Origin of the sequence: Pseudoxanthomonas sp. YR558 (assembly GCF_900116385.1) — a bacterium.
Lineage (GTDB): Bacteria > Pseudomonadota > Gammaproteobacteria > Xanthomonadales > Xanthomonadaceae > Pseudoxanthomonas_A.
In genome coordinates, this window is sequence record NZ_FPCI01000002.1 from 519,398 (window position 1) to 535,995 (window position 16,598).

A 16,598-nucleotide genomic window follows, 5' to 3' on the forward strand; every position below is an offset into this window, starting at 1 on the left:
AACAACACCATATGTCTTGCGGTTATAAGCGCTGCCGGCTACGGTCCGGGGAAATCCTCTACAGTCCAAGGCCCCCTCCGGTGGGCCTCTCCGCGCCCCACGCCGATGACGCTGACCCAACTCCGCTACCTGGTGGCGATCGCCGATGCCGACCTGAACATCACGCTGGCGGCGGCGCGCGTGCATGCCACCCAGCCCGGCCTGTCCAAGCAGCTCAAGCAGCTGGAGGACGAGCTCGGCTTCTTGCTGTTCGTCCGCAAGGGCCGCAGCCTGGAGAGCGTGACGCCGGCCGGCCAGGAAGTGATCGAGCGGTCGCGCCTGGTGCTGGCCGAGGCCAACAACATCCGCACCTACGCCGCCAACCAGCGCCGCGAGAGCCAGGGCCAGCTGGTGCTGGTGACCACGCATACGCAGGCGCGCTTCGTGCTGCCGCCGGCCATCGCCCAGATCAAGCGCGACTACCCGCAGGTCAGCGTCCACCTGCAGCAGGCGCCGGAAAGCACCGCGCTCGACCTGCTGACCCAGGGCGATGCCGACATGGCCGTGGTCAGCACCGCCGGCGACCAGCCGCAGGCCGGCATCGCGGTGCCGCTGTACCGCTGGCGCCGCCTGGTGCTGGTGCCGCGCGGGCATGCGCTGGAACAGGCAGGCGGCGTGCCCGCCATGGCCGACCTCGCCGAGCAACCGTTGATCAGCTACGAATCCTCGACGCGTCCTGGCTCTTCATTGCAGCGCGCCTTCGCCAAGGTCGGACTGGAACCCAACATCGCGCTCACCGCGCTCGATGCCGATCTGATCAAGACCTATGTCCGTGCCGGATTGGGCGTGGGCCTGCTGGCGGAGATGGCGGTCAGCGCTGCGGACACCGACCTGCGCGCGTGGCCGGCGCCGGCGGAAGTGAAGGAATGCATCGCGTGGGCCGTGCTGCCGCGCGAACGCGTGCTGCGCGATTACGCACTCGATCTGGTGCGTGCGTTGGCGCCGCAGATCGATCGCCGCGACCTGCGCCGGGTGATCGACGGCAATCAGGATCCGGACTGGCCCGAACCGCCCACGTGGCAGGCGCTGACCCAGACCATCACCAGCTGAGCGATCACCCGTTGCCGTGATTGACGGAGGCCGGCGTCCGGGCGACGCTGGCGGCATCTTCCCGGGCATGTGTCGGCATCCCCATGAACCGTATTTCCAAGATGGTCGTGCGCATGTACGTGCCGGCGGCGGTGATCGCCGTGGGCGGATTCGCCACCGCCGAAGCCGTCACTCGCACCGGGCGCACGCTGGGCGAGATTACGCCGCAGCGATTGGCCTCGCTCGCGTTCCTGCTCGCGATCCTGCTGGGCACGGCCTGGGCGCTGCATTCCACCTGGCGGCTCTACCGCTGGGCGCGCGGCCGGGAGTTGCGTTGCGCCTGCGGCGGCATGATGTCGCGCGTGCGCTACGACCGGCAGCGGCAGAAGTACCGCAAGTGCCTCGCCTGCGGCGGCAAGTCGATGGAAGGCGCGCACTGCGGCGGATGACGCCGGTGCGTCATCCGCAGCCGGCGTCCGCCAGCGCACCGACGCATTCGCGATAGCCCGCCGGCAGGCCACGGATCTCATGCGTCTTGCCGGGCGCCAGGGTGAAATCCTCGAGCGACGTACGTGCGCACGCCGCGGGATTCTCGCCGGGCGCTGGCGCGGGGCACTGTTCGGTGTAGACGCGATAGTGGCATTGCCCGCTCTCGCTGGCGAAGCACTCGAACCTCGCCACACCATCGCGCAGCGTGGTCTTGCTGAAGAGCGTGTCCACGCCATTCTCACTGCTGTGGTGGATCGTGGTGACGCTGGGCTTCTCGTTGCATCCTGCCAGAGCCAGCAGGCAGGACATCAGGGACGTGATGATGCGCATGGCGATTCCTCGGTTTCCATTCGGCAAGGGCATGCCCACCACGGCGCGTGAGCGCCATGCCGGCGATGCCACGTTGGATGCCGCACAAGGCGGCAGGGTTTACGTCGGCGCTACATGTTGCGGAACAGGCTCATGAAGGGCTGGCTGACGGTCAGCGTTTCCGGTCGGTTCTTCAGCTTCAGCCGGCCGCGACCGGTGTCGTCGCGGCTGACCGAGGCCACGGCCTTCATGTTGACGATGGTGGAGCGGTGGATCTGCTTGAAGGTGGTGGCGTCCAGCGAATCGAGCAATTCGCGCAGCGGCGTGCGCAACAGCGATTCGCCTTCGGCCGTCATCACCGTGGTGTACTTGTTGTCGGCCTGGAAGTAGGCCACGTCGTCCACCATGATCAGCTTGGTGTCCTTGCCTGCGCTGGCCGTGATCCACACCAGCGGCGGCTTGGACGACGGCATCTCGCGCGCCGACAGGTGACGCAGCAAGGCGTCCAGCGTCGCGCCGTCGGGATGTCCGGCCGCCGCGCGCGCCTGGATGCGCTGCACGGTGGCCAGCAGGCGGTCCCGCGTGATCGGCTTCAGCAGGTAGTCGATGGCACCCTGTTCGAACGCATCGACCGCGTACTGGTCGTAGGCGGTGACGAACACGACTTGAGTGCGCGGGCTGGCATCGGCCAGGCCGCGTGCGACTTCGATGCCGGTCAGGCCGGGCATGCGGATATCGAGGAAGGCCACGTCCGGCTGCAGCTCGGCGATCGATTCCAGCGCGCTTGCGCCGTCCTCGCATTCGGCCACGATCTCCAACTGCGGCCACGCCTCTTTCAACAGTGAGGACAGCGCGGTGCGCAGCAGCTCCTCGTCTTCGGCGATCACGCCCCGGAAATTCATGCGGCACCTGCCTTGCCGTCGAGCGGCAGCGTCAGCGTGGCGGCGACGCCACTGGGAAAGTTGGACACGATGGCGAAAGAGGCGTCGTTGCCGAAGGTCAGGCGCAGGCGTTCGCGCAGGTTCTTCAGGCCGATGCCGGTGCCGGCGCTCTGGCCGCCGAAGCCCTGGCCGTCGTCGGCGACGGTGAGCGTGGCGTGATCGTCGTGCTTGCGGGCGAGGATCCAGATCGTGCCGCCGCCGGTCTTGGGTTCCAAGCCATGCTTGATGGCGTTCTCGACCAGCGTCTGCAGCATCATCGAGGGCATGGGCACCGACTTCAGCGCATCGGGCACTTCCACCTGCAGGTTCAGGCGCGAGCCCATGCGGATCTTCAGGATTTCCAGGTAGGCCAGAGTGCGCTCGAGTTCCTCGCCCAACGTGGACAATGTGTCGTCGGTGCGCGGCAGCGAACTGCGCAGGTACTGGATCAGATGGCCGAGCATGATGTCGGCGCGCGGGGGATCAGTGCGGGTCAGCACCTGCGCACTGGCCAGCGTGTTGTAGAGGAAGTGCGGTTCCACCTGCGCGTTGAGCAGGTTCAGGCGCGCCACGGTCAGTTCCTTCTCGCTGACGGTCTTCACGACATCGGCCTGTTCCTGCCGGCGCTGGTCGGCGACGCGGCGGGTGATGGCACGGGTGACGGCTTCGGCGTTCTCCACGTTGACGCCATCGTCGAGCACGAACAGGTCGAGCCACGCGCTGGCATCCGGGCCCACCATCAGGGTGATGCTGCTGGTGCCGTTGCCCGGCGTGACCGTCGCCTGCACCAGGTCGCGCTTCACCGCGAAGCGCGCCATGATGTTGAAGCGCGAAGGCTGGCTGGGGCCGTCGAAGCTGTCCACGCGGCGTACCTTGATCCGCGCCTGCAGGCTGTCCGGAGCGCTTTCCATCTCTTCCGCGCGCGGCAGTTCGCGCAGCGCGCCTTCGATCAGGGCGAAGGCCGCGGCGGTGTCCAGCGGCACTTCGATCTGCCGGCGCTGGCGGCTCGACAGCGCGACGCTGTCCAGGCGCCCGGTGATCAGCCAGATGCGGCGCAGGTGGCTGATCGTGCCGATCAGCACCGAGATCATCACCAGCGTCGCTGCCAGGTTGAACAGCCAGCTCGCGCCGCCGGACAGGAACGTCTGTTCGAAGATGCCGTTCCACACCAGGCCCGCCATCAGGATCGCGCCGGACCAGGCGATGAGGATGCGGATGATCAGGAGCAGGCTGGGGAACACGTCGGACACCACGGCTTGGGGAGTGCCGTGGAGGATAACGGGGTCATCCGCAGAGGGAAGGGGGGCCGCGACGGACCCGGCGATCCGGCGATGAAACGGGGCTGGTCCGGCGCGAATGCGTCAGGCCACCGGGGTCGCCATCAGACCTCGACGTGGATGCCGCACTCGCGCTTCAGGCCGTTGAAGCGGGTGTCTTCCTCGCGCATGCCGGGTTCCCAGCGGCGCGTGGTGTGGAAGTCGCCGATCGAGACATAGCCCTGTTCCCACAGCGGGTGGTAAGGCAGGTCGTGCTGCTTCATGTACTGCCAGACGTCGCGGTCGGTCCAGTCGACGATGGGGTTGATCTTCCAGCGGGCCTCGCGCTGCTGCAGTACCGGCGCGTTCGCACGGCTGGTGGACTGCGTGCGGCGCAGGCCGGTGAACCAGGTGCCCACGCCCAGGTCCTTCAGCGCGCGCTTCATCGGTTCCACCTTGCGCAGGCTGTTGTACTGCTCGATGCCGACCAGGCCCTGTTCCCACAGGCGGCCATGGCGGGCCTCCATCCAGGCGCGGCTGACCAGCGGGCGGAACACCTGCAGGTTGAGCTTCAGGCGCTCGACCAGTTCGTCGGCGAAGCGGTAGGTCTCCGGGAACAGGTAGCCGGTGTCGATCAGGATCACCGGCACGTCCGGCTTCTGCTGCGACACCATGTGCAGCAGCACCGCGGCCTGCGCGCCGAAGCTCGAGGACATCGCCGCTTCCGCCGGGCCGTGCTTGAGCGCCCAGGCGACACGCTGCTCGGCCGTCTGCGTTTCCAGCCAGGCGTTGTGCTCGGCGATCTGGTCGGTGTCCAGGGAAAGGGCGGGGGCGCTCATGCGTGCAGTTCCAGTGCGATTTGTCGGTGGGTGGGGTACGACGGCAGGGCGACCAGGCCGCTGCGGTGGAGGAAGTCGCCGAAGCCTTCGCCGTCGGCGCGTTCGCCGGCATAACGCGCGAACAGGCCGTCGAGGGTGTCGAGGATCGCGGCTTCGTCGATGTTCTCGCGGTACAGCGTGTTGAGGCGCTGGCCGCGCGCGTCGCCGCCGAGCATCAGGTTGTAGCGGCCAGGTGCCTTGCCGACGAGGGCGATCTCGGCGAGGTAGGGGCGCGAGCAGCCGTTCGGGCAGCCGGAGATGCGCAGCAGGATCGGCGCATCGCGCAGGCCGTGCTTTTCCAGCAGCGGCTGCAGGCGGTCGGTGAAGTCGGGCAGGTAGCGCTCGGCCTCCGCCATCGCCAGGCCGCAGGTCGGCAGCGACACGCAGGCGACCGCCGCGCGCTGCAACGCCGTGCCCAGGCGCTCGCCGGCATCCAGCCCGTGCGTCTTCACCAGCGCGTCGATGCGTTCGCGCTCGCCCGCGGGCACGCCGGCGATGACCAGATTCTGGTTCGGCGTCATCCGGAAATGCTGTTCGACAGCGCCGCCACGAAGCACGTTGGCGATCTCGCGCAGGCCGGTCAGGTGGGTGGCCTGCGCGGTGTCGGCGATGCGGCCGGCGAACAGGTGCAGGGTCAGGTGCCAGCGCCCGTCCTCGCCTTCCACCCAGCCGTAGCGATCGCCGTTGTGGTCGAAACGAAAGGCGCGCACGGGCTGCAGGACCACGCCGCTCCGGCGTTCGATCTCGCCGACCACCTTGTCCAGGCCGTGGTCGTCGATGGTGTACTTGAAGCGCGCGCGCTTGCGCAGCTCGCGGTTGCCGAGGTCGCGCTGGGTGGTGACGACGGCCGTGGCGACCTCAAGCAACTGGTCGGGTGTGATGAAACCGACTACGTTGCCGACGCGCGGATAGGTCTCCGCATCGCCATGGGTCGCGCCCATGCCGCCGCCGATCACCAGGTTGAAGCCGGCCAGCACGCCGTCCTCGAGGATGGCGATGAAGCCGAGGTCGTTGGCGAACACGTCCACGTCGTTGACCGGCGGCACCGCGAAGCCGATCTTGAACTTGCGCGGCAGGTAGGTGGCGCCGTAGATGGGCTCCTCTTCCTCGCCGCTGCCGGCCACGCGTTCCTCGTCCAGCCAGATCTCGTAATAGGCGCGGGTGTTCGGCAGCAGATGTTCCGACAGCTTCGCTGCCCACGCCTGCACCTCGGCATGCGCGCGCGATTCCAGCGGATTGGCCGCGACAAGCACGTTGCGGTTGACGTCGCCGCAGGCGGCCAGCGTGTCGATCAGCGCGGCGTTGATGGCCTGCATGGTGGCCTTGAGTTCGCGCTTGATGACGCCGTGGTACTGGAACGCCTGCCGCGTGGTGATGCGCAGCGAGTGGTTAGCGTACTGCGTGGCGATCGCGTCCAGCTTCAGCCATTGCTCCGGCGTGACCACGCCGCCGGACGTGCGCGTGCGGATCATGAACTGGTAGGCCGGCTCCAGCTTCTGCCGGCGACGCTCGTCGCGCAGGTCGCGGTCGTCCTGCTGGTAGCTGCCGTGGTACTTGATCAGGGTCTGGTCCGATTCGCGCAGTGCACCGGTGACCGGGTCGGCCAGGCTGTCGAGCAGACTGCCGCGGAGGCGGTGGCTCTCGGATTTGATGTCTTCGACGGAATGGTTGCTCATCGGCTGTTTCACTGTAGGAGCGACGTAAGTCGCGACCGGAAGGTTGCAGGTCGCGACTTACGTCGCTCCTACAACAGCGGGGTCGTCAGTACACGTCGCGCCCGTAGCGCCCCTCCGTCTGCAGATTCACCAGGTACTCGCGCGCCGAATCCTCGTCCAGCCCGCCGTGCTCGACGACGATCGCGTGCAAGGCGGCGTGCACGTCCTTGCCCATGCCTATGGCGCCGCAGACGTACAGGTGCGCGCCGTTCTGCAGCCAGTCGTAAACCTCGCGGCCGCGCTCGCGCAGGCGGTCCTGTACGTAGATCTTGCGCGCCTGGTCGCGCGAGAACGCCAGGTCCAGGCGGTGCAGTTCGCCGCTGCGCAGCGCGTCCTGCCACTCGCTCTGGTAGAAGAAGCCGTGGTTGAAGTGCGGGGCGCCGAAGAACAGCCAGTTGCGGCCGCGCGCGCCGGTCTCCGCACGCTCCTGCACGAAGCCGCGGAACGGCGCCACGCCAGTACCCGGACCGATCATCAGGATGTCGCGGCTGCCGTCGGCCGGCACGCGGAAGCGCTCGTTGGCCTCGATGTACACCGGCACCTGGTCGCCTTCGTCCAGCGCCGCCAAGAAACCGCTGGCCGCGCCACCATGCGCGTGGCCGAACGCTTCGTAACCCAGCACGTCGACGGTCAGGTGCGCTTCCTCGCCGACGCGCTTGCGGCTGGAGGCGATCGAGTACAGGCGTGGCGCGAGCGGGCGCAGCGCGGCGACCAGCTCCTGCGCGCTCCAGCCGGCGGGCCAGCGGCGCAGCACGTCGATCAGCTGGTGCGTGTTGGACAACTGCGCCAGCGCGGCGTTCTGTGCGGGTGCGAGCAGCGCGTTGAGTTCCTCCGCCTGCGCATGCGCCGCATGCGTGGCCAGGAACGGGCGCGACAGCCGGGTCAGTTCGCGGCGCGCGGCCAGCCACTCGCGCAGCGGCAGGGTGTCGCTACCTTCGCTGACCGCGGCGTTGCCGTCCAGGTGCAGCGCATCGAGCACCGCATCGACGAGCGCGGCAGGATTGCGATGGCGGATGCCCAGCGCATCGCCGGGCTCGTACTGCAGGCCGCTGCCTTCCAGCGACAGCTCGATGTGGCGCACATCCTTGTCGGCAGCGCCGTGTTGGCCGAAGCGCGGCCCCTTGAAGTCGCGGCCGCTGATGCGCTGGTTGAGCAGCAGCTCGGCCGGGAACGGGTGCTCGTGCGACCACGCGGCGGCGTGACCCGGGCGCAGCGGGGTGACGGTCGCCAACGGGGTTGTGGCCGCCGCCGGTGCTTTCAGCAGGTCGCGGGCGTGGGCCAGGGCCTGTTCGCGCCATGGCGTGGCGACGGTGTCGATGTCGAGGTCGGCCAGGCCCGCAGCGAACAGCCGGCTGCCGCCGAGTTCGGCCAGGCGTGCATCCAGCCGCGACGCGATGCCGCAGAAGTCGGCATAGCTGGAATCGCCCAGGCCGAGCACGGCGTACTTCAGTTCCGGCAGCTTGGGCGCGCGCTTGCCGCGCAGGAATTCGACCAGGCCGATGCTGTCGTCCGGCGGGTCGCCTTCGCCCTGGGTGCTGATGACGATATAGAGCAGGCGCTCGCTGGCCAGTTCGCGCTGCGGGTAGGCGTCTGCGCGCAACAGGCGGACCGACAGTCCGGCGGCTTCGGCTTGTTGGGACAGCGCCTCGGCGGCACGGCGTGCGTTGCCGGTCTGGCTGCCGTAGACGATGGTCAGGCGCTGCGCGGCCTGCGCACCGGCGGCCGGGGCGATCGCTTTCGGCAACGCGGCGGGCGAGGCCTGCGGCGCCAGCTGGGCCTGCGCCAATCCAGCGGCATAGCCGGAGATCCACCACAGGCTCGCGCCATCCAGGCCGGACACCGCCTGGGCCAGCAGCGCCCGCCGTTCCTCCGCGAGGGGGATGGGGGCGAGGACAGGCTGGGTGGCGGACATCGGCAGGGCCCACGGGCGCGACTGGGACGGTCGATGTTAGGAACCCGTTCCCGCGGGCAGAAAGGACGCATGGTTATGGGCTTATGTCCCCCGCTTATTTCGTCGGCATGAGCCCGCGGCCGAATACTGGCGGCCCTCCCGGCCATCAAGCGAAGCCCTGCTAGGCTAGCGCGTCCGGATTCTAGCCCTGCCGCGCCTCTCGATGACCGCCGTACACCGCCTGTCCCATCTCGACCGCCTGGAAGCGGAAAGCATCCACATCCTCAGGGAGGTCGCTGCCGAGTTCCGCAATCCGGTGCTGCTGTATTCGGTGGGCAAGGACAGTTCGGTGCTGCTGCACCTGCTGCTGAAGGCGTTTGCCCCGGCCGGGCCGCCGATCCCGCTGCTGCACGTGGACACGCGCTGGAAGTTCCGCGAGATGATCGCCTTCCGCGACCGGCGCGCCGCCGAGACCGGCGTGGACCTGCGCGTGCATATCAATCCGGATGGCATCGCCCGCGACATCGGCCCGATCACCCACGGTGCCACCGTCCACACTGACGTGATGAAGACCCAGGGCCTGAAACAGGCGCTGGACCACTACCGCTTCGATGCAGCCATCGGCGGTGCCCGCCGCGACGAGGAGAAATCGCGCGCCAAGGAGCGCGTGTTCTCGTTCCGCAACGACAAGCATCGCTGGGATCCGAAGAACCAGCGTCCGGAGCTGTGGAACCTCTACAACGCCCGCATCAACACCGGTGAGAGCGTGCGCGTGTTCCCGCTGTCGAACTGGACCGAGCTGGATATCTGGCTCTACATCTACCGCGAGAACATCCCGGTGGTCCCGCTGTACTTCGCCGCCGAGCGGCCCGTCGTCGAACGCGACGGCGCGCTGCTGATGGTCGACGACGACCGCTTGCCGATGCGCGAGGGCGAAGTGCCGCAGCAGCGTCGCGTGCGCTTCCGCACGCTGGGCTGCTATCCGTTGACCGGCGCGATCGAGTCCGAGGCCGACTCGCTGGAGAAGATCATCGCCGAGATGCTCGTCACCACCAGCTCCGAGCGCCAGGGTCGGGTGATCGACCACGACCCGGGTGCGTCGATGGAGAAGAAGAAGCTGGAGGGCTATTTCTGATGAGCGAGCTTTCCGGCAACATGCCCACCGATATCGGCAGCTACCTCAAGCAGCACGAAGCCAAGCCGCTGCTGCGCTTCATCACCTGCGGCAGCGTGGACGATGGCAAGAGCACCCTGATCGGCCGCCTGCTGTACGACAGCAAGCGGCTGTTCGACGACCAATTGGCTGCACTGGAGAAGGACAGCCGCAAGCACGGCACCCAGGGCGAGCGCATCGACTACGCGTTGCTGCTGGACGGCCTGGCCGCCGAGCGCGAGCAGGGCATCACCATCGACGTGGCCTACCGCTACTTCGACACCGACCAGCGCAAGTTCATCGTCGCCGACTGCCCGGGCCACGAGCAGTACACCCGCAACATGGCCACCGGCGCGTCCACCGCGGACCTGGCCGTGGTGCTGGTGGATGCGCGCAAGGGCCTGCTGACTCAGACCCATCGGCACAGTTACATCGTCTCGCTGCTCGGCATCCGGCACGTGGTGCTGGCGGTGAACAAGATGGACCTGGTGGGGTTCGACGAGGCTGTGTTCACGGGCATCGTCGCCGACTACCGCGCGCTGGCGCAGCGCCTGGGCATTGCCGAGGTCACCTGCATCCCGCTGTCGGCGCTGGAAGGCGACAACCTGTCGTCGCGCTCGGCGCGCACGCCCTGGTACGCCGGGCCCGCACTGCTGGAGCACCTGGAGCAGGTGCAGGTGGAGGCGCAGGAAAGCGGCGACGGCCTTCGCCTGCCGGTGCAGTGGGTAAATCGCCCGCACCAGAACTTCCGCGGCTATGCCGGCACGATCGCCGCGGGGCAGGTGAAGTCCGGCGACGAGGTAGTGGTGCTGCCATCGTCGCGCCGCACACGCGTCGCCCAAGTGCTGGACGCCAACGGCGAGGTCACGTCGGCATCGGCCGGGCAGGCCGTCACGCTGACCCTGGCCGAGGAGATCGACATCAGCCGCGGCGACGTGATCGCCGCCGCCGGCGATCCGCCCGAAGTGGCGGACCAGTTCGCCGCCCACCTGCTGTGGATGTCGGATGCGCCGCTGCTGCCGGGCCGGCCCTACCTGCTGAAGATCGGCGCGCGCACCGTGTCGGCCACGGTCACCGAGATCAAGCACCGCATCGACGTGAACACCCAGGAGCACCTGGCCGCGAAGCGGCTGGAGCTCAACGAGGTAGGCTACTGCAACCTCAGCCTCGACGAACCGATCGCCTTCGAGGCCTATGCGCGCAACCGCGCACTCGGTGGCTTCATCCTAATCGACCGCTACGACAATGCGACGGCCGGTGCCGGCACCCTGGACTTCGCCCTGCGCCGCGCCGGCAACGTGCACTGGCAGCACGTCGACGTGGACAAGGCCGCGCGTGCGCGCCAGAAAGGCCAAACGCCGAAGGTGCTCTGGTTCACCGGCCTGTCCGGCGCGGGCAAGTCGACCATCGCCAACCTGGTGGACAAGCGCCTGCATGCGCTGGGTTACCACAGCTTCCTGCTGGACGGCGACAACGTGCGCCACGGCCTGAACCGCGACCTCGGATTCACCGACGAGGACCGCGTGGAGAACATCCGCCGCGTCGCCGAGGTGGCGAAGCTGATGACCGATGCGGGCCTGATCGTGCTGGTCAGCTTCATCTCGCCGTTCCGCGCCGAGCGCCGGATGGCACGCGAGCGCTTCGACGACGGCGAGTTCGTCGAGGTCTTCGTCGACGTGCCGCTGTCGGTGGCCGAGTCGCGCGACGTGAAGGGGTTGTACAAGAAGGCGCGCGCCGGGCTGATCCCCAACTTCACCGGCATCGATTCGCCGTACGAGGCGCCGGAACATCCCGATCTGCACCTGGATGCGGGGGGCGCCGATCCGGAGGCGCTGGCCCTGCAGGTGCTGGCCCATCTCGGACTCGACTGACGGGCGGTCGCCACAAGGGTCATTGGTCATGGTCGGCTGTGTGCACCGCGCGCCCTTCGGCGCGTTTCAGGCACGAATCGCCGCATCGACGGCAGCGTATGTCACGCGGGCTCGCTAAACTGCGTGGATAACGAAGATTACGGGATGATCCATGCTCAGCCGATCCGGAACCCTCCGCCTTGCGGCCGTCCTGCCGCTCCTGCTGCTCGCCGCGTGCGGCGGCTCGGAGCCGCAGGCGAAGGCGAACGGCAACGCGGCCGAGCGCCCCATTCCGGTCACCACCCGCGTGGTCCAGCTTTCGGCATGGAACGACACGCTGCAGGCCCTCGGCACGGCCAAGGCGCGTGAGTCGGTGACGCTGACCGCCAAGGTCAGCGAGATCGTCCAGGACGTGCATTTCGAAAGCGGCCAGCAGGTTTCCGCGGGCCAGACGCTGGTCACCCTGAAAGGCGACGCTGCGCACGCCGCCCTGGTCCAGGCCGAGGCGACCTATGCGGAAGCCGACCGCCTGTACCGCCGGCAGAAGGAATTGGCCGACCAGCAACTGATCGCACGCTCGCAGCTGGATACGCAGCTCGCTTTGCGCGACGCTGCCGCCGCCCGCGTGCGCCAGGCGCGCGCCGACATCGGCGACCGCAGCGTGCGCGCGCCGTTCGCCGGCGTGTTGGGTATCCGCCAGGTCAGCCCCGGTTCGCTGATCACCGCCAACAGCACCATCGCGACGCTGGACGATGTCTCGCGCATGTACGTCGACTTCCAGGTGCCGGAAGCCGCGCTGGCCACGGTCGGTGTGGGCAATGCCGTCACCGCGGGCGCGACCGCGTTCCCGGGCGAGACGTTCGAAGGCAAGGTCGAGACCGTCGATGCGCGGATCGATCCCACCACGCGCGCGGTGACCGTGCGCGCCGTGTTCCCCAACGACGACCGCAAGCTGCGCCCCGGCATGCTGCTCGACGTGCGCCTGTTCCGTCCCGAGCGGCAGGCGCTGGTGATCCCGGAGATCGCGGTGGTGCAGGTGGGGCGCGACTCCTTCGTGTACCGCGTGAAGGCCGACGGCAGTGTCGAGCAGGCACCGGTCACCGCCGGCGTGCGCCGTGACGGGCAGGTGGAAATCCTGAAAGGCGTGGCCGCGGGCGACCGCATCGTCATCGACGGCACCGGCAAGCTGCGCCCCGGCGTGAAGGTGGCGGATGCCGCGCCGGCCGCGCCGCCGAAGCAGGACGCGCCCGCCGCCGACGGCAAGGGCTGAGCGCCATGAAGCTCTCCGATCTGTCGATCAAGCGCCCCGTCTTCGCGGTGGTGGTCAGCCTGCTGCTGGTCGTGCTGGGCGTGATGTCCTTCCTGCGCCTGACCCTGCGCGAACTGCCCAACATCGATCCGCCGATCGTATCGGTGGAAGTCAACTACCCCGGCGCGTCGGCCGCGGTGGTCGAGACGCGCATCACCCAGATCCTCGAGGACGGCCTGTCCGGCATCGAGGGCATCAAGACCATCCAGTCGAGCAGCCGCAACGGGCGCGCCGACGTCACCATCGAATTCAACCTCAGCCGCGACATCGAGGCCGCGGCGAACGACGTGCGCGACCGCGTCAGCCGGGTGATGAACCGCCTGCCGGAAGAAGCTGATCCGCCACAGATCTCGAAAGTCGAGGCCGACGCCGACGTCATCATCTGGTTGAACATGCGCTCCACCGTGATGGACACGATGGAGCTGACCGACTACGCCGACCGCTACGTGCTGGACCGGCTGTCCGCGCTCGATGGCGTGGCCCGCGTGCAGCTGGGCGGCGGCCAGCGCTATGCGATGCGCATCTGGCTGGACCGCGAGGCGATGGCCGCGCGCGGCGTGACCACCAGCGATGTGGAGACCGCGCTGCGTGCGCAGAACGTCGAACTGCCGGCCGGCCGCATCGAATCGCAGACGCGCGACTTCACCCTGCGCGTCGAGCGCGGCTACCAGCGCCCCGAACAGTTCGCGCAGCTGCCGCTGCGCAAGGGCGCGGACGGCTATGTGGTGCGCCTGGGCGATGTGGCGCAGGTGGAACTGGGCGCGGAAGAGCGCCGCTCCTACCTGCGCAGCAACGCCGTGCCGAACGTCGGCCTGGGCATCGTGCGCACCTCGACCGCGAACGCGCTGGACGTGGCCCGCGCGGCGCGCGCCGAGGCCGAGGTGATCCAGCAGACGCTGCCGGAAGGCACGGACATTTTCGTCGCGTTCGACAGCACCACCTTCATCGAAGCTTCCATCGAGCGCGTGTACTGGACGCTAGGCGAGGCGATGGTGCTGGTGTTCCTGGTGATCTGGCTGTTCCTCGGCAGCCTGCGCGCCGCGCTGATCCCCGCGGTGACGGTGCCGGTGTGCCTCATCTCGGCGTTTATCGCGCTGTATGCGTTCGGCTTCTCGATCAACCTGCTGACCCTGCTCGCGCTGGTGCTGTGCATCGGCCTGGTGGTGGACGACGCCATCGTGGTGCTGGAGAACGTGCAGCGTCGCGCCGACCTGGGCGAACCGGCGCTGGTCGCGGCACGCCGCGGCACCACGCAGGTCGCGTTCGCGGTGATCGCGACCACGGCGGTGCTGGTGGCGGTGTTCCTGCCAGTGGGCTTCATGGAAGGCAACACCGGTCGCCTGTTCCGCGAACTGTCGGTCGCGCTGGCGGCGGCGGTGGCGATTTCCGCCTTCGTCGCGCTGACGCTGACGCCGATGATGTCGTCCAAGCTGGTGAAGCCGCACACCGAGCCACGCGGATTGAATGCCTGGACCAACCGCACGCTCAACCGCGTCAGCACCGGCTACGGCCATCACGTCGAACGGCTGGTGTCGCTGAGCGGCAAGCGCATCCTCGGGTTGGTGCTGCTTGCGATGGCGCTCTGTGGCGTGGCGATCGTCGTGCTCGGCCTGCGCGTGCCCAGCGAGCTGGCGCCCGCAGAGGACCGTGGCCGCTTCTTCGTGATGGTGGACGGACCGGAAGGGGCCGGCTTCGACTACATGGTCAACCAGATGCAGCAGGTGGAGCGCATCGTGATGGGGCAGGTCGGCGGCGACAAGCCGATCGAGCGCGCCAATTCGCGCGTGCCGCGCGGCTTCGGCGGCAGCGACGACATGCATACCGGCCAGGTGATTGTGTTCCTGCAGGACTGGCACGAGCGCAAGGCCACCACCGATGACGTGGTCAACGGCCTGCGCGCCGAACTCTCCAAGCTGCCCGGCGTGCAGGCGCGCGCCAACGTGGCCGGCGGCCTGGTCGGCAGCCGCGGCCAGCGCTACCAGCTGGTGCTGGGCGGCCCCGACTACGCCGAACTGGCGCAGTGGCGCGACCGCATTCTGCAGCGGATGGAATCCAACCCGGGCATCCAGGATCCGGATTCGGACTACAAGGAAACGCGCCCGCAGATGCGCGTGAACATCGATCGCGACCGCGCCGCCGACTTGGGCGTGTCGGTGCAGGAGATCGGCCGCACGCTGGAAACGATGATGGGTTCGCGCCAGGTGACCACGTACGTGGACAACGGCGAGGAATACGACGTCATGCTGCAGGCCGGCCGTGAGAAGCGCGCCAACACCGAAGACCTGGCGCAGACCTACGTGCGTGGCAGCGATGGTGCATTGATTCCGCTGTCTAACCTGGTGACGCTTACCGAGATCGCCGAGCCGGGCACGTTCAACCGCTTCAACCGCCTGCGCGCCATCACCATCAGCGCCGGCCTCGCGCCGGGCTACACGATGGGCGAGGCGCTGGAATGGACACGGCAAGCTGTATCGGAAGAGCTGCCGGATTACGCGCAGATCGACTGGAAGGGCGAGTCGCGCGAATACCAGGAAGCAGGCGGCGCGATCCTGCTGACGTTCACGCTGGCGCTGCTGATCGTCTACCTGGTGCTGGCTGCGCAGTTCGAGAGCTTCGTCCACCCGCTGGTCATCATGCTGACGGTGCCGCTGGCGGTGCTGGGCGCGTTGATTGGCTTGTGGGTGACGGGCGGCACGCTGAACCTCTTCAGCCAGATCGGCATCGTGATGCTGATCGGCCTGGCGGCGAAGAACGGCATCCTGATCGTGGAATTCGCCAACCAGCTGCGCGACGATGGCGCCAGCGTGGCGCAGGCCATCGCCGAATCCGCACGCGTGCGCCTGCGCCCGATCCTGATGACGTCCGTAGCCACGGTCGTGGGCGCGGTGCCGCTGGTGCTCGCCGGCGGCCCGGGTTCGGCCAGTCGCGCCACCATCGGCATCGTGGTGATCTTCGGCGTGACCTTCTCCACGCTGCTGTCGCTGTACGTGGTGCCGGCGTTCTACGCGTTGCTCGCGCCGTTCACGCGTTCGCCCGAAGCGGTGGCGCACGAGCTGAGCAAGCTGGAAGCCGAGACGCCCTCCGTTGGCGGCCATGGCTGACGCCGGCGCGCGCCCGCATGCGGACGTGCGCATCGCGGGCGACGGGTTCCTGCTGCGCGCGTGGCGGCAGGACGATCTCGATGCCCTGCTGCGCCACGCTGACGATCCGCAGGTGCCGCATGGCCTGAGCGAGCGTTTCCCTCATCCATACACCCGCGCTGACGGCGAGGCTTTCCTGGCCGGACATGTGGTGGATTTCCGGCATCCGGTGTTCGCGATCGAGATCGATGGCGAAGCCTGCGGCGGTATCGCCGTGCGCCCGCACGCGGGCGAGCGGGGCCATGCCGCGGAACTGGGCTACTGGCTCGGACGCGCGCACTGGGGCCAGGGCCACATGACCCGCGTGGTCGCCACGTACGTGGAATGGGTGGTACCTGCACTGGCACTGCGCCGGATCGAGGCCAACGTACTGGATACCAACCCGGGCTCCGCGCGGGTGCTGGAAAAGAACGGCTTCGCCGAAGAAGGCTGCCGACGGGCCGCGATCCGGAAGGCGGACGGACTGCACGACCTGAGGCTGTTCGGGCGGGTCTGGCCGGGCTGAAACGCCGGCGGGGACTGCGCAGCGGCGCGTGTTGCGGTTATCTTGCAGGAACCCGGCGGCGCCCTGCGCCGCCTTCCCGTATCCCAGCGCACGCACGAACGACGGAGACGCATCC

At 68.4% G+C, this 16,598-nt stretch carries 13 protein-coding genes; 7 read left to right on the plus strand and 6 right to left on the minus strand.

The window, feature by feature from the left end:
• The first annotated feature begins 105 nt into the window (after positions 1-105).
• Entirely contained in the window at positions 106-1,089 is a 984-nt protein-coding gene (locus BM365_RS14010; protein ID WP_056877977.1) for a LysR family transcriptional regulator, read from the plus strand.
• 83 nt (positions 1,090-1,172) lie between these two features.
• Positions 1,173-1,517 carry a hypothetical protein gene (locus BM365_RS14015; protein WP_093490141.1) on the plus strand — a complete coding sequence of 115 codons (345 nt, stop codon included), beginning with the start codon at positions 1,173-1,175 and terminating at the stop codon, positions 1,515-1,517.
• Positions 1,518-1,527: 10 nt separating this feature from the next.
• Here BM365_RS14015 and BM365_RS14020 read toward each other — a convergent pair whose 3' ends face one another.
• The 6 genes from BM365_RS14020 to BM365_RS14045 form a co-directional block, all read right to left on the minus strand.
• Entirely contained in the window at positions 1,528-1,887 is a 360-nt protein-coding gene (locus tag BM365_RS14020; protein WP_175502095.1) for a hypothetical protein, read from the minus strand.
• A gap of 110 nt (positions 1,888-1,997) precedes the next feature.
• Positions 1,998-2,768, minus strand: coding sequence for a LytR/AlgR family response regulator transcription factor (locus BM365_RS14025; RefSeq protein ID WP_093490142.1), 771 nt, complete (start codon positions 2,766-2,768; stop codon positions 1,998-2,000).
• Entirely contained in the window at positions 2,765-4,027 is a 1,263-nt protein-coding gene (locus BM365_RS14030; RefSeq protein ID WP_093490803.1) for a sensor histidine kinase, read from the minus strand. The genes BM365_RS14025 and BM365_RS14030 overlap by 4 nt, the downstream gene beginning before the upstream one ends.
• Before the next feature lie 140 nt (positions 4,028-4,167).
• Positions 4,168-4,881 carry a phosphoadenylyl-sulfate reductase gene (locus tag BM365_RS14035; RefSeq protein ID WP_093490143.1) on the minus strand — a complete coding sequence of 238 codons (714 nt, stop codon included), beginning with the start codon at positions 4,879-4,881 and terminating at the stop codon, positions 4,168-4,170.
• The gene (cysI, locus tag BM365_RS14040) at positions 4,878-6,596 is read right to left on the minus strand and encodes an assimilatory sulfite reductase (NADPH) hemoprotein subunit (protein ID WP_093490144.1); all 1,719 of its coding nucleotides are present in this window, start codon (positions 6,594-6,596) and stop codon (positions 4,878-4,880) included. The genes BM365_RS14035 and cysI overlap by 4 nt, the downstream gene beginning before the upstream one ends.
• Positions 6,597-6,681: 85 nt before the next feature.
• Positions 6,682-8,547, minus strand: a complete 1,866-nt coding sequence (locus tag BM365_RS14045) for an assimilatory sulfite reductase (NADPH) flavoprotein subunit (RefSeq protein ID WP_093490145.1) — start codon at positions 8,545-8,547, stop codon at positions 6,682-6,684.
• Between the two features lie 202 nt (positions 8,548-8,749).
• Between BM365_RS14045 and cysD the strand changes: the two genes are divergently transcribed.
• From cysD to BM365_RS14070, 5 genes are all read left to right on the plus strand, one after another.
• A complete protein-coding gene (gene cysD / locus BM365_RS14050; protein ID WP_093490146.1) occupies positions 8,750-9,661 on the plus strand; it encodes a sulfate adenylyltransferase subunit CysD in 912 nt (303 codons plus the stop codon).
• Positions 9,661-11,550, plus strand: a complete 1,890-nt coding sequence (gene cysN, locus BM365_RS14055) for a sulfate adenylyltransferase subunit CysN (protein WP_093490147.1) — start codon at positions 9,661-9,663, stop codon at positions 11,548-11,550. Before cysD ends, cysN begins: the two co-directional genes overlap by 1 nt.
• 151 nt (positions 11,551-11,701) lie before the next feature.
• Entirely contained in the window at positions 11,702-12,799 is a 1,098-nt protein-coding gene (locus tag BM365_RS14060) for an efflux RND transporter periplasmic adaptor subunit (RefSeq protein WP_093490148.1), read from the plus strand.
• A gap of 5 nt (positions 12,800-12,804) precedes the next feature.
• A complete protein-coding gene (locus BM365_RS14065) occupies positions 12,805-15,939 on the plus strand; it encodes an efflux RND transporter permease subunit (RefSeq protein ID WP_093490149.1) in 3,135 nt (1,044 codons plus the stop codon).
• The gene (locus BM365_RS14070; protein WP_093490150.1) at positions 15,932-16,483 is read left to right on the plus strand and encodes a GNAT family N-acetyltransferase; all 552 of its coding nucleotides are present in this window, start codon (positions 15,932-15,934) and stop codon (positions 16,481-16,483) included. Before BM365_RS14065 ends, BM365_RS14070 begins: the two co-directional genes overlap by 8 nt.
• Positions 16,484-16,598 lie beyond the last annotated feature (115 nt).

What these genes read in the sequence shown, in the direction of transcription:
- cysN (WP_093490147.1), top strand. Translation starts at nt 9,661, where the DNA reads ATGAGCGAGCTTTCCGGCAACATGCCCACCGATATCGGCAGCTACCTC.
- cysD (WP_093490146.1), top strand. Translation starts at nt 8,750, where the DNA reads ATGACCGCCGTACACCGCCTGTCCCATCTCGACCGCCTGGAAGCGGAA.
- BM365_RS14070 (WP_093490150.1), top strand. Translation starts at nt 15,932, where the DNA reads ATGGCTGACGCCGGCGCGCGCCCGCATGCGGACGTGCGCATCGCGGGC.
- BM365_RS14020 (WP_175502095.1), bottom strand. Translation starts at nt 1,887, where the DNA reads ATGCGCATCATCACGTCCCTGATGTCCTGCCTGCTGGCTCTGGCAGGA.
- BM365_RS14035 (WP_093490143.1), bottom strand. Translation starts at nt 4,881, where the DNA reads ATGAGCGCCCCCGCCCTTTCCCTGGACACCGACCAGATCGCCGAGCAC.
- BM365_RS14065 (WP_093490149.1), top strand. Translation starts at nt 12,805, where the DNA reads ATGAAGCTCTCCGATCTGTCGATCAAGCGCCCCGTCTTCGCGGTGGTG.
- BM365_RS14060 (WP_093490148.1), top strand. Translation starts at nt 11,702, where the DNA reads ATGCTCAGCCGATCCGGAACCCTCCGCCTTGCGGCCGTCCTGCCGCTC.
- BM365_RS14010 (WP_056877977.1), top strand. Translation starts at nt 106, where the DNA reads ATGACGCTGACCCAACTCCGCTACCTGGTGGCGATCGCCGATGCCGAC.
- BM365_RS14025 (WP_093490142.1), bottom strand. Translation starts at nt 2,768, where the DNA reads ATGAATTTCCGGGGCGTGATCGCCGAAGACGAGGAGCTGCTGCGCACC.
- BM365_RS14045 (WP_093490145.1), bottom strand. Translation starts at nt 8,547, where the DNA reads ATGTCCGCCACCCAGCCTGTCCTCGCCCCCATCCCCCTCGCGGAGGAA.
- BM365_RS14015 (WP_093490141.1), top strand. Translation starts at nt 1,173, where the DNA reads ATGAACCGTATTTCCAAGATGGTCGTGCGCATGTACGTGCCGGCGGCG.
- cysI (WP_093490144.1), bottom strand. Translation starts at nt 6,596, where the DNA reads ATGAGCAACCATTCCGTCGAAGACATCAAATCCGAGAGCCACCGCCTC.